The following is a 12,473-nucleotide window of genomic DNA, read 5'->3' on the forward strand; positions in this document are numbered from 1 at the left end:
ACCTGAGGCACAGGATCAAAAAAGTATCAGCCTCAGGCGAAACCAGGGCTAGCGCAGCGATTGCCAGTGCGGGTATTTTGGGAAAATTGCACCGCCACAAGAGGCAGCACCATGCCCGTCAGCCCCGCCACCCTGTTCGAGCATCGCCCTGCCGAGCTTGAGGTGATCCTGACCGAACCGGAACATGGTTTTCGCTGGTTCGAACATGACTATCCCTATGAACTGGCACGCTGGAACCACCACCCTGAATTCGAAATCCACCTGATCCGCCAAGGCAGCGGCAAGCTGGTGGCGGGCGACTATATCGGTGCATTCAGCGCCGGGCACGTCGCGCTGATCGGCCCTGGCCTGCCCCACGACTGGATCGGTGACCTGGCCCCGGGCGAATACCTGCACGGGCGTGATGTGGTGCTGCAATTCGACGGCGCCGCCCTGCTCGCTCTGCGCACCACCCTGCCTGAGCTCGGTGATTTACAGTCACTGTTTGCACGGGCGCGACGGGGCATCGAATTCACCGGCGAGACCGCAACGAGCGCGGCACGGCTGATGGAGGCCATCGGCTGCGCCCATGGGCTGCAACGCCTGGCCCTGTTCCTGCAATTGCTCGACACCCTGAAGAACGCACCGCCTGCACAGGCCAATACCCTGGCCAGCCCGTGCTATGCACCGACGCTGGATGCGCGCAGCGCCGAACGTATCAACAAGGCGCTTGACTACCTGATGCGGGAACTGACCGGCGATGTACGCCTGTCGGACATCGCCCGGCAACTGGACATGAGCGAACCCGGCTTTTCGCGGTTTTTCAAGCGCAACACCGGCCACGGCTTTATCGACCTGATGCGCAAGTTCCGCGTGCAGCGTGCCTGCCGCTTGCTGTTGCACAGCCAAATGTCAGTGGCGGACATCTGCTTTGAGGTGGGCTACGCCAACCTGTCGAATTTCAATCGCCACTTTCGTATCGAAATGCACCAGACGCCGAGTGAGTACCGGCGGCAGGCCGCACTTCAATTATTCACCCCGGTTACCCATCACCCGCCGCCTTACTCGCCCGCCCCTTGAGCCAGTGCCTGCTGTGCCAGACGGGCAACCTGCAACTCAATCATGGCACGCTCGCGCTCCTGGTCTTCCAGAAACCAGGCGGCAGACAACCCGGCATGAGCCACCACCCATTGCAACAACCGCGGACGTGAGAGGCCGGCCGCCAGGGCGATAACCCCAACCTGGCGGCGGAAACGCAGTGGATCGCTACTGGTCGGCAAGTCCGGATTGCAGATCAGATTAGCGTAATCGTAACCGCGCTCGCCCATCACCCGCTTTGGATCGATCGCCAGCCAGCCACGAGGGCCAAAGTCGAGGATATTGTCTTGATGGCAATCACCGTGCAGTACCACAACCTCCTGTTGCGCAGCCAGCAATGTCCGGGCCGTCGCCGCGCAGTCGCGTAAGGCACCGCCCTCCTGTTCGGCGGCGTGCCACAAGGATCTGAACCACTCATCCAGCCCAACCAACCCTTCGGGCGGCGACACACGAGGCGCATGCAGCCGGGCCAGGGTTGCGCAGGCGATCTGGCTGGCTTCGTCGTCCTGACCATTGAGGGCCATGCGCATCAAGGAACCTGGGCCCGTGGCGCGTTCCATTAACACTGCAGTGTGGTCATGGGCGAACACCCGTGCCGCGCCGTCACCGGCCCACCAACTCAGCAGGCGGCCGCCGAGTTTTTCCTCAGGGGTATGAGCAATTTTCAACATCGCCGGCACGCCCTTCCAGCGGACCGGCAACAGGTGGCTGCCGGGTGTGACGATAGGCTCTCCATCGGCACTCAGCTCCCAGGCACGCAGGTAGTGTTCGAACATCAGATTCCTCCACAGGGGGGACGCATCAGGATGACAGAAATCCCACTGCTTTCCTGACCAAAGCGTCGGCTAATTGCTCTTTTTTCTAGATAGTTCAAGCCATTGACCCAAGTTGGTACAACCTGTGCAAACGTTTGCGGAACGAACTTGACCGCCAAGTTCATTCCTCCCCGTCTAATCGGGTTTAAACCGCGTAAGAATAAGGACTTTCAATGCACCCCACCTCAAAGCCTCGTGCTGGTCTTGGCGTTTCGTTGCTACTGGCCGCCGTTACGGGAGTACTCAGTGCACCCATTTTGGCGCAGGAAAAGCCCGTGGATGACTCAGCACAGGGCGAAACCCTCAGCGCTGAAGCCACCCCCCCGGCGAAAAAAGGCGTGTATCTGTCCGAGTGGTTTAACCAGGACCTCACGCTGATTGGCAGCAAAGACATCAGTTTCGGCCCCAAGCCTCAAGATGACGTCTACCTGGAATACGAGTACTTCGGGCGCAAGGGCCCCTTTGAGTTGTACGGCTATATCGATGTGCCGAAGATCCTCACCATCGGTAACAGTAATGACAAAGGTGTGTGGGACCATGGCTCGCCGGTGTTCATGGAGCATGAACCGCGGATCTCCATCGACTACCTCGCAGGACGCAGCCTGGCAATTGGCCCATTCAAGGAATGGTATGTGGCCTTTGACTGGATCTACGACCACGGCAGCCGCAAGGAAAACCGCGCCAACACTCTGTACAGCGGCCTGGGCACCGATATCGACACCCACTCGCGAGTCAACCTGTCGGCCAATTTCTACGGGCGCTACCAGTGGGAAAACTACGGTGCCAGCAATGAGTACTCCTGGGACGGCTACCGAGCGCAGATGAAGTACATCGTGCCCATCGGCAAGTTCGACAACGGCGCCTCGCTGACCTACATCGGTTTCACCAACTACGATTTCGGCTCGGACCTGCACAAGGACAACCCGGCGCGCACCGCCAACTCCCTGGTGGCCACCAACGTATTGCTGTACTCGTTTACCCACCTGCGCTTTACCCTGGTCGGCCGTTACTTTCACAACGGCGGCAACTGGGAGGATGGCAGCGAGTTGAATTTCGGCGAAGGCAACTTCCGCGCACGCTCAGACGGCTGGGGTTACTACGCTGGCGTGGGCTATCAATTCTGATCAAGGAGCTGTAGATGAACGCATTGACCCGTGTCTCGCTGGCCGTCGGCCTGGCCCTATTGCCTCACGTGGTGCTGGCGGATAACCCGCCAACGATCAAACCCAAGGTGATGCTGATCACCATGTTCGCCCCCGAGGCGCAAACCTGGGTCGACCGCCTCGAGCTTAAACAAGAGGTACGCGTTCCGGGCTTGTCCGCCGAATATCCCGTGATTCGCTGCAACACCCAAGACGTGTGCCTGCTGGTGACCGGCATGGGCCAGACCAACGCTGCCGCGTCTACCCTGGCCCTGGCCTTGTCGCCTAAGTTCGACCTGCGCCAGAGTTACTTCCTGATCGCCGGAATCGCCGGTATCAGCCCCAAGCACGGCACCATCGGCACCGCCGCCTGGGCTCATTACCTGGTTGAGTTCGGCACGCAGTGGGAGCTGGATTCACGGGATGCACCCAAGGACTGGCCGACGGGCTATATCGGGATCAACACCAAGGGCCCCAACGAAAAACCACCGTTGGACTACAAGACCGAAGTGTTTGAGCTCAACCAAAAGCTGCAAGCCAAGGCGTTTGCCTTGTCGCACAAGGTGGAGCTGACAGAAAGCACAGAGTCCGCCGCTTGGCGCAAACACTACCCCGCCGCCCCGGCCAACCAGCCGCCGCAAGTCACCCGCTGCGACACCCTGGCGGGCAACACCTGGTTTTCCGGTACCCGGTTGAGCGAACGTGCCGAAGTCTGGACCAAGTTGCTCACCGACAACAAAGGCGAATACTGCACCACCCAACAGGAAGACAACTCCACCTACGAAGCGCTGCTGCGCGCCAGCCGCGAAGGCTTGGTGGATATCCAGCGTCTGGCCGTGGTGCGCGCAGGTTCCGACTTTGACCGGCCTTACCCTGGCTACAGCGAAGTGGACAACCTGCTCAAGTATGCGGACCAGGGTGGGTTTGTACCGGCGCTGGAAAACCTGTACCGCACGGGCAACCCGTTGGTCCAAGCGATTGTGAAGAACTGGTCGGCGTGGGAAAAAGGCGTTCCCGAAGCCGAATAAAGATCAACACTGTGGGAGCGGGCTTGCTGTGGCGAGCAAGCTTGCTTGCGCTGGGGTGCGTAGCGCCCCCAAAAAAGCCGGCTCCAGCTGCGCTATCGAGCGGGAGCAAGCTCCCTCGCCACAGCAAGCCCGCTCCCACATTTCTATCCATCAGGGCAGGAAGATGATTTTGTCTGGGCTGCCGTTGTTCACTTCTGCATAGCACTGAACACCCTCCGCCAACGCCACTTCACGCAACCCTGTAGGCAGCGGCAACAGTCCTTCATCAAAGAAGCGCCCAAACGCCTCCAGCATCACCGCGCATTGTTCGCAGCTATAGAGCAAAGAGTTGATCCCAACCACCGACCCGCCCTTACGGTACAGCGCCAGGGCCGGTAACTGCACATGGCCGTCAACGGGTGCGGCGATGATGGCGATGCGGCCGAACGGTGCCAGCCCCGCCACCGCGGCAGGCAGCCAGAAACCGGTAGTGTCAAAGATCACGTCGGCGCCGCCCTTGAACACGGCCTGCACTTGCGCGCCCAATTCCTCCGGCTTGCCCAAGGCAATCGCCTCCAGCCCTTGGGCCTGCAACATCTCGAGCTGATCGGCCTTGCGCACGGCCGCCAATACCTGCGCACCGCGTATCTTCGCCAGCGCCAACGCCGCACTGCCGACCGCGCCGTTGGCGCCGACCACCAGCAAGCGCGTGCCCTTGCCAACGCCGCTGCGCTCCAGGGCATCCCAGGCGGTGGTATAGGGCACACCGAGGCTGGCCGCCTGGGCAAAGCTCAAGTGCGTAGGTTTGTACGCCACGCCCTTGGCTGACACGCGCAGGTATTGGGCATGGGAACCGTCAGCGAAAAAACCCAGGTCACGACCGGTGCCCCAGACCTCCTGGCCGAGCAATGCCTGCGGGCCTTCCACCACCACGCCTGCGAAGTCACGCCCAGGGATGCGTGGCAGCGTGGTGTAGGGGAAACGGCCAAGCACGTTTTTGACGTCGCTGGGGTTCAGGCCCGCCGCGTTGACCTTGACCAGCACTTCGCCGGCAGACGGTACCGGCATGGGCACCTCCACCAGGCGCAGGTGGGCGAGGTCGCCGGTGTCGGTAAATTGCAGTGCGTTCATAGAGGGCATCCGTGGAAGGAAAAAGGGATCAGGACAACCAACCACTGACCAACTGCCGCGCCATGGGCCAGAGCTTTTCGCCGAGCAGCATGCCCATCAGGCCGACCAGTGCGATAGCGGGCGGTGCAGGCGAGCGGAAGTCCAGCGCGCCGTAGATCACGCCGACAAACAGGCCGATGGCCAAGGAAATCAAATAGCTCATGAACGCTGCGCCCGGTTGATTGATGGGCTCAGTCTAGTGCGCGTCTACCGTGGGTATCGGCCAAGTGCTTCAGGATTTCGGCCAACCCCTGTACTGCGACGGCGATACTCCCAGTTCACGTCGGAACATGTCACTGAAGCTACTGGGCGAATAGCCCAGGGTGCGCGCTATGCCGCTCACCGAATGGCCCTGGATCAACTCCGCCGCCGCCGTAGCCAACTGCACCTGACGGCGCCACTGGGCAAACCCCATGCCCAGGTGCTGCTGGAACAACCGCGCCAGGGTGCGCACGCTGGCGCCCGCGGCCTCGGCGTGCTGCTCGAACGGGATGTCCAGGGAGGGCGACGTCATGACGGCCTGGCACGCATTGATCAGCCGACGATCAGCCGCCACCGGCATGGCGATGCGAATAGGCGAGCGCCGTGCGCGTTGCAACTCCAACAGGGCCAGGCCTACGACAGCCTCGTAATAGGCCGCATCGCCGTGATCGCCCTGCTCCACCAATGTCACGATCAACTCACGCAACAAGCGGCCCACTTCTATGACCTGCACCTGGCTGTCCAGCGTCGCTGCCAACGCCGGGCGCAGGTAGATATTGCGCATCTGCAAATCGGAGACCACGCGAATCCCGTGCTCCACCCCCGGCGGCAACCACACCGCACGCTGGGGCGGCACCACCAGCGCTTCGCGGGGCGTCTCGACCCACATCACACCGCTCATCGCGTAGAGCAACTGGCCCCAATCGTGACTGTGCGGCTCTACGTACAACCCACGCGGGTAGGTACGCGCCAACGGCTGCACGGGAACGGCGAGATCACTGAGGTCGGGGGGCGCTGCCAGGGCCATGGCGGGTACACATCAATCGGGTCGGGTGACCATGGTAAAGACTGGTCGCCGGCAAACGAACTGTTTTTACTCATCCTGCAGGCACCGGGTGGCCGGGCCTGCAGGTCAATCCTGTCAACCGTGGGCTGACTTGGCGCATTCGCAACCCGTCGCCGCCGCGCAGGGTTCACCATGAGCATGGTGCTCGGCACAGCCCTGGCAGCAATAGCCCTTGCCGTCTTTCATTATTGCGTCAGCGCCCAATACACATTTGCAGTGAGGGCAAGCACAGGTTTGATCTGGCATGGTCAGACTCCTTTTTCATGGTCGTCCGATGCGGCGAGCGCCGCACCTTAAGCAGTGACCCTGGGCAAGCAAGCATGGTTCAGCGCCGTCAGTCGGCCCGGCGGCTATTACTGCGGTACATGCACACCAACGCCAGGGCAAGCAATAGCATGGCGAGGATACGGCTGCCCGACAGCTCGATCGCCGGGTTGCCCAGCCAGCCAAAGTTGTCGATCAGCATGCCCATGCCCAGTTGCCCGACAATCACCGCCACCGTGGCGACGGCTGTGCCGACCACAGGCACCGCGCCGACCATCACCATCATGTACACCACGCCAAACAGGGCACCGGTCAATTGCCACTTTGGCACCTCCAGCAGGCTGACGGCCTGGGCCGGTTCGAAGAAAAATATCAACAGCGCCGTGGTCAGCGCGCCCACCGCGAAGGTCAACAGACTGCTGCGCAATACCCCCACCGTCTGGCCCAGACGCCCATTGATAGCGGCCTGCACACTCAGCACCGCCCCCGCTGCAATCACCACCACCAACAACATAAACAGATTCATCGTCTTAACCTCGTGCAATCAGAACCAGAGCCGCCACAATCAACGCCAACGCGATCCAGCGCTCGCCATTGACCCGTTTGCGCGCCGTGCCGAACCAGCCGAAGTGGTCGATCAACACACTCTTGCCCACTTGGCCCGAGAGGATCGCGATCATGGTCATCGCGATGCCGATGTGCGGTGTGGCCAGGGTCAATACCACCACGTACATCGGCCCCAGAAACCCGCCGATCAGCTGCCAGCGTGGCAGTTGCGTGAATGCTGGACCCTTTTGCGGGCCGCTGAACAGCAGCAGTAAAAACAGAATCGCCGTGCCAACGCCAAAGATGCTCAACGTCGCCCACAAATGCCCGACCTGCGCGCCCAATGGCCCGAGCAACCCGGCCTCCACCGACAGGCCCATGCCCGCCAGAATCACCAACGGCAACAGCAGCAGCCGTAGAAGGTTATTGCTCGGCCTGGCCTGCGCCAGGCCTTCGGTAGAACGTGCCTGCATACATCACCCGTGTATCAAGAAAGGAAAAACATGGCGCGCATTATCCGGTGGCCGTACTGTGCGATAAATGGGAGTATGCGGACAACACCTTTGCGCAAAACGCACAGCCTGGAGAGACGATGCAGGGCTTGAATGAACTGAGTTTCAAGGCGCTACGCCTGTTTGTGGCCGTGCTGGACCAGGGCAGCTTTTCCGAAGTGGCCCGCCGCGAAAGCCTGGCGCCCTCCTCCATTTCGCGGCAGATTCAACTGATGGAACAGGCCGTCGGCCAGCAATTGCTCTACCGCCATACGCGTGCCGTCAGCCCCACCGAAGCTGGCCGCCTGCTGGGCCGTCACGCACGCTTGCTACTCGAGCAGTTGGAGACGGCTAACCAGGCCCTGCAGGAGCAAGACAGCGAACCCAGCGGCCTGGTGCGCATCAACGCGCCCATGGCGTTCGGCCAGCGTCACCTTTCACCCTGGCTGGGAGGGCTGTGCCGGCGCTACCCGAAGCTGCAACTGGATATCCAGCAGACCGACACCTTCGTCGACCCGCTGCAAGACGGCACCGACCTGCTGTTTCGTATCGGCGTGCTCAATGACTCGGGCATGCAGGCGCGCATCTTCGCGCCGCAACGCTTTCGCATCGCCGCCAGCCCCGCCTACCTGGCCCAGCATGGCACGCCGCGCCACCCCGACGAACTGGCCCACCACCACTGCCTGGCCTACAAAGGCATCACCGGTCAGCAGCGCTGGTTCTTCCGCCGCGGCCAAGGCGATTGGACCCCCTACAGCGTCAGCGGCCCCATCACTGGCAACCACGCCGACACACTCACCCACGCCGCCGAACAAGGCCTGGGCCTGGTGGTGTTTCCGTCCTGGCTGATTGGCGAAAGCCTGCGCGCCGGCACCTTGCAGGCGGTGCTGAGTGAGTATGAGGTCGCGACAACCCTGGAGCCCCAACAGATCGCCGCGTTGTGGCCGGGCAGCCGCAGGCTCTCATTGAAGGTGCGCACGGTGATCGACTATTTCGTGGAGTGTTTTGGGACGGTGCCGTATTGGGATCGGTGAGTGTGACCGCCCCCTGATGGAGCGCAAACTGTTCGAAGGCGGTGTTGAGAAAACGAGCACATGACTCAACCCTGGCTCAGAACACCCACTGCCCGATCAACCACGCATTCGCCCCACTGATCACCGCGAACAAAAACCACGCCAGCAGCCGCGTGGGCAACCGGTTGACGAACGGCCCCATCAATTGCTTGTCGCCGGTCATGCGGATCAACGGGTACAACGCAAAGGGCAATTGCAGGCTCAGGACCACCTGGCTGAGAATCAGCAGCTTGCCGATAGCATCGTCACCCATCAGCCATACCCCGAGAAACGCCGGGATCAGCGCCAGCCCACGGGTAATCAGGCGGCGCTGCCAGCAGGGTATGCGCAGGTTGAGGTAACCCTCCATGATCACTTGGCCGGCAATGGTGCCGGTAAAGGTCGAACTCTGGCCCGAAGCCAGCAAGGCGATACCGAACAGAATGCTGGCGAAAGCACCGCCGACCAAGGGATCGAGCAGGTGATAGGCGTCCTGGATCTCCACCACATCGGTATGGCCGGTCTTGTAGAAGGCTGCAGCCGCCAGCACCAGGATGGCGGCGTTGACCAACAGCGCCAAGGCCAGGGAGCCGATGGTGTCGATACGCGCCAGCTTGACCGCGTCCTGTTTGCTCGCCAGGTCCTTGCCGATCAGGCGGGTCTGCACGATGGAGGTGTGCAGGTAGAGGTTATGGGGCATGACCGTCGCGCCGAGAATACCGATGGCCAAGTACAACGGCGCCGCATCGCTGATAGCCGACAGTGACGGAGTGAAGCCACTGAGCACGTCGGGCCAGTAGGGTTTGATCAGCACCAGTTCGATGAAAAAGCACACGCCGATGGTGGCGACCAGCGCCAGCATGATCGCTTCCAGGCGGCGAAAACCACGATTTTGCAGGGCCAGGATCAACAGCGTATCGAAAGCAGTGATGACAATACCAGTGGTCAGCGACACGCCCAGCAACAGGTGAAACGCCAGGGCGCAGCCGAGCACTTCGGCAAGGTCTGTGGCGATGATGGAGATTTCCGCCAACACCCACTGGGTACGAGCAGAGCGCTGGCTGTAGCGCTCACGGCACAGTTGCGCCAGGTCCTTGCCAGTTGCGATACCCAGCCGTGAACACAGGCACTGCACCGCCATCCCCGCCAGGCTGGCCAGCAGCACCACAAACAACAGGCTGTAGCCGTAGCGTGAACCGGCTTCAATGGCCGTTGCCCAGTTGCCGGGGTCCATGTAGCCGATGGAGATCAACAGGCCGGGGCCAGCGAACATCAGCACCCGTTTAAAAAACGAGGCCTTGGGATCAACAGCGACAGAGCCGGCCACTTCCGGCGGGCAGAACGGGGCGGTAGCGATTTTCGGCAGGCTGAATTTCACGCGGTATTCCAGGCAAATACACAAGACTTGGGCAGCAGCTTATCAGTCGGACGCGACCGTGCGCATCACCGTGTCTCGCGGCAGGTCAAACGCTTCCACCACTTGCACCACCAGCTCCAGTTCCTGGTTAAGCGCCTCGCGCTCCATGCGCTGGCGAATCACGCCGATCACCAGTACCGCCAGGGTGGTGATCGAATATGCCGGGCCGGAAAACGCTCGCACCCCGCTGACCAGCAACATCGCCGCAGCCAGCGCCTGGCCCACCACCGGAATCGCCGTGGCCGCACCACGCCGCAGGATAAACCCGGTCAGCCCGGCCAACGCCGTGCCGCTCAAGGCGGTGGTGGCCGAACGCCCCAGATCGAAACGGTTGAACAGCCCCTGCTCTTTCTGTGCAGCCGCCTTTAGCTCGGCCTCGAACGCCTGGCGATCAGCGCGACTGAGTTTGTCCTTATATTGCTCGATCAGTGTTTCTGCGACCTGCCCTTCGATCTCTGCCAGCGCCACGTGTTCAAGTGGTTGGTCGAACTTGATGCCCAGGCGTTGCGCCACATCTTCGGCAATCTGGCGATAGCCCACGCCATGGCCACGGGCCAGGTTCATAAAGCTATCACCGCCCATGCGCTGCAATTCGATGGCCAGTTTCAACGGCTCGCGCACACTGGCATCAATCGCGGCACTGCGCTTTTGCGCCATCAGTTCAGCAAGAAACTTCAGCTCCTCCGGCCGCGCTTGCACCAATGCCGGGCACAGGTCCACGTCCGCTTCGGCAAAACGCACTTCACTGCTGCGCGAGTCCACACGGATCATGCCGCGCCGCTCCTGCAGCAAATCGGTGTACTGCACCACCGTCTTCAACTGCGGCCAATAGGCGGCATGATCGAAGCTGGCCAGGTGCACATTGGTGACCTTGGACTTGAGCGCGGGCGTTACGTCAATCGCATAGCGGCCAATGCAACGCTCGGTGTCGGGTTTCATGGCCAGCGCCCAGTCCTTGCTGGAGTGGCAGTTGATCAACCGCCCCTTGAGCGGCGCCGACACATCGTCCCAGGGGCTCGATGTACAAATCGCCCCGCCCATCAACAACAGGTTATCGAGCGGCAGTTCGCGAGCAATCTCGGGGCTGGCCAGCAAGCTCTTGACCAGGATACGCGCGCCCAGGGAGTGGCCGATCAGGTTGATACGCCGTACCGGCAGCGACTGGTCGTGCAGGTAGCCGGCCAGCTCTGGCAATAACGTCTTGGCCACTTCATCGACCCGTGCCTCGACACTTTTGTAATGGTCGAGAAAATAGGCAATGGCCTTGCCCACGCCCACCGTCGCCGCGCCCAGGCCGCCACCGCCGAGCAGCGAGGCGAGCACGTCCTTGAACGGTGCAAACAGGTTTTCCAGAAAATGCCCCGCCGGCCAGAACAACATCAGGTTGGTCGACCCTTCGATACCGGCCAGTTGCTCCTTGAAACTACCCAGTTGCTGACGGTTGAAGAAGGCCGAATAACCGTGAACATAGAGATTGAGCACATCCCCCTGGGGCTCGCCACACAAGACGAACGTGGGTTTGCGGGTGCGGTGCATTTCATCCCACTGGTGTTGCATGGGGCGGTGACTCCTGGCGGCAAGGGATGGCGATAGTAACAAACAGAGCCGACAAGGAAGGTGAATCCTGACCAGCGTTCGCCACGCTCAGGACAATGGGAATAGCCTGAATCTGGCGAAGAGCCCAGCTACTTCAACAGGCAAAGTTGTCAATTTTGACCTGGCCATCCGGAAAAGTGGCGATGATTTCCAGCTCGCCCCCCATCGCACGTATGTAGTCACGCAACGTGCTGATGTACATATCAGTACGACGCTCCATCTTCGAAACCGCTGCCTGGTTGATATTCAATACCTTTGCCAGGCTTGCCTGGCTCAGTTGCTGGGCTTTGCGCAACTCATGCAGCGGCATTTCTTTCAAGTGTTGCTGAAATATCTGCTCGGCATCGGCGCGCGCCTCAGGTGTCATGCGAGCTTTCAGTTCCGCGAATTTCTTAGCCATGGTCACGGCCCTCTTTACGCAATGAGTCTAAATGTACGTCGTACAGCTTCTCTGCCAAGGGTACGTACTCGTGGTACCAACGGTGCTGTGCGGTTTTATCGCCACCTATCAGCAACACTGCACAGCGCCGAAAATCGAAGGCATACAACACCCTGTAAGGTCGCCCTGCATGCTGTACCCGCAACTCTCGCAGGTTGCCGTGCCGAGCACCCTTGATATCGCTGCTATGGGGAAAGCGCAGCCCAGGTCCGAACAGCCCCAGCAAATCAACACTGGCAGCCACCGACGATTGCTCCTTTGCATCCAAGCCATCCCACCACTCTTCGAATTCATCCGTGTATTCAATGTCCCAGACCATGCAAATATGCCACCCAAGGAATATAAACTCAAGTGCATAACTTTAGGCCGGCGTCGGTTGGTCGCCAGCCGTGTTCCGGAAGAAATTGTA

Annotated in this window: 15 protein-coding genes; 4 read left to right on the top strand and 11 right to left on the bottom strand. The window is 61.0% G+C overall.

The genetic code is table 11. The annotated features are described in order from the left end of the window. Positions 1–111: 111 nt before the first annotated feature. A complete protein-coding gene (locus APH41_RS09620; RefSeq protein ID WP_054918667.1) occupies positions 112–1,059 on the top strand; it encodes an AraC family transcriptional regulator in 948 nt (315 codons plus the stop codon). Here APH41_RS09620 and APH41_RS09625 read toward each other — a convergent pair. Beyond that, positions 1,041–1,853: an aminoglycoside phosphotransferase family protein gene (locus APH41_RS09625; protein ID WP_054918669.1), complete on the bottom strand. Its 813-nt coding sequence runs from the start codon at positions 1,851–1,853 to the stop codon at positions 1,041–1,043. The two genes, APH41_RS09620 and APH41_RS09625, sit on opposite strands and share 19 nt — an antisense overlap. Positions 1,854–2,065: 212 nt before the next feature. On the opposite strand from APH41_RS09625, the gene APH41_RS09630 reads away from it, so the two are divergent. Next, positions 2,066–3,016 carry a nucleoside-specific channel-forming protein Tsx gene (locus APH41_RS09630; protein ID WP_054918671.1) on the top strand — a complete coding sequence of 317 codons (951 nt, stop codon included), beginning with the start codon at positions 2,066–2,068 and terminating at the stop codon, positions 3,014–3,016. A gap of 14 nt (positions 3,017–3,030) precedes the next feature. Continuing rightward, on the top strand, positions 3,031–4,062 hold the full coding sequence (locus APH41_RS09635; RefSeq protein WP_054918672.1) for a purine nucleoside permease: 1,032 nt from the start codon (positions 3,031–3,033) through the stop codon (positions 4,060–4,062). 150 nt (positions 4,063–4,212) lie between these two features. Here APH41_RS09635 and APH41_RS09640 read toward each other — a convergent pair whose 3' ends face one another. The 6 genes from APH41_RS09640 to APH41_RS09655 all read right to left on the bottom strand — a co-directional run bounded on the left by APH41_RS09640 (position 4,213) and on the right by APH41_RS09655 (position 7,542). Then, on the bottom strand, positions 4,213–5,172 hold the full coding sequence (locus APH41_RS09640) for a zinc-binding alcohol dehydrogenase family protein (protein WP_054918674.1): 960 nt from the start codon (positions 5,170–5,172) through the stop codon (positions 4,213–4,215). 28 nt (positions 5,173–5,200) lie between these two features. After that, positions 5,201–5,374: a DUF1427 family protein gene (locus APH41_RS28010; RefSeq protein WP_014718843.1), complete on the bottom strand. Its 174-nt coding sequence runs from the start codon at positions 5,372–5,374 to the stop codon at positions 5,201–5,203. A gap of 69 nt (positions 5,375–5,443) precedes the next feature. Beyond that, the gene (locus tag APH41_RS09645; protein WP_054897042.1) at positions 5,444–6,220 is read right to left on the bottom strand and encodes a helix-turn-helix transcriptional regulator; all 777 of its coding nucleotides are present in this window, start codon (positions 6,218–6,220) and stop codon (positions 5,444–5,446) included. Positions 6,221–6,334: 114 nt separating this feature from the next. Next, on the bottom strand, positions 6,335–6,505 hold the full coding sequence (locus tag APH41_RS28015) for a putative metallothionein (RefSeq protein WP_019816816.1): 171 nt from the start codon (positions 6,503–6,505) through the stop codon (positions 6,335–6,337). 88 nt (positions 6,506–6,593) lie between these two features. Continuing rightward, entirely contained in the window at positions 6,594–7,049 is a 456-nt protein-coding gene (locus tag APH41_RS09650) for a DMT family transporter (RefSeq protein ID WP_054918676.1), read from the bottom strand. A 4-nt stretch (positions 7,050–7,053) separates the two neighbouring features. Beyond that, positions 7,054–7,542, bottom strand: coding sequence for a DMT family transporter (locus APH41_RS09655; RefSeq protein WP_014718846.1), 489 nt, complete (start codon positions 7,540–7,542; stop codon positions 7,054–7,056). Between the two features lie 119 nt (positions 7,543–7,661). Between APH41_RS09655 and APH41_RS09660 the strand changes: the two genes are divergently transcribed. Beyond that, complete coding sequence (locus tag APH41_RS09660) at positions 7,662–8,594, top strand: LysR family transcriptional regulator (RefSeq protein WP_054918678.1); 933 nt, start codon at positions 7,662–7,664, stop codon at positions 8,592–8,594. A gap of 76 nt (positions 8,595–8,670) precedes the next feature. On the opposite strand, the gene APH41_RS09665 is transcribed toward APH41_RS09660, so the two are convergent. The 4 genes from APH41_RS09665 to APH41_RS09680 form a co-directional block, all read right to left on the bottom strand. Continuing rightward, positions 8,671–9,990 (bottom strand): Nramp family divalent metal transporter, encoded by a 1,320-nt coding sequence (locus tag APH41_RS09665; RefSeq protein ID WP_054918680.1) that lies wholly within the window; start codon positions 9,988–9,990, stop codon positions 8,671–8,673. Between the two features lie 42 nt (positions 9,991–10,032). Continuing rightward, on the bottom strand, positions 10,033–11,586 hold the full coding sequence (locus APH41_RS09670) for a DUF726 domain-containing protein (RefSeq protein WP_054918683.1): 1,554 nt from the start codon (positions 11,584–11,586) through the stop codon (positions 10,033–10,035). 133 nt (positions 11,587–11,719) lie between these two features. Next, entirely contained in the window at positions 11,720–12,025 is a 306-nt protein-coding gene (locus APH41_RS09675; protein ID WP_054918686.1) for an XRE family transcriptional regulator, read from the bottom strand. Next, positions 12,018–12,383: a type II toxin-antitoxin system RelE/ParE family toxin gene (locus APH41_RS09680; RefSeq protein WP_034127312.1), complete on the bottom strand. Its 366-nt coding sequence runs from the start codon at positions 12,381–12,383 to the stop codon at positions 12,018–12,020. The genes APH41_RS09675 and APH41_RS09680 overlap by 8 nt, the downstream gene beginning before the upstream one ends. Positions 12,384–12,473 lie beyond the last annotated feature (90 nt).

It is taken from the genome of Pseudomonas sp. NBRC 111138 (genome assembly GCF_001320835.1).
In the GTDB taxonomy this organism is placed as follows: Bacteria; Pseudomonadota; Gammaproteobacteria; order Pseudomonadales; family Pseudomonadaceae; genus Aquipseudomonas; species Aquipseudomonas paracarnis.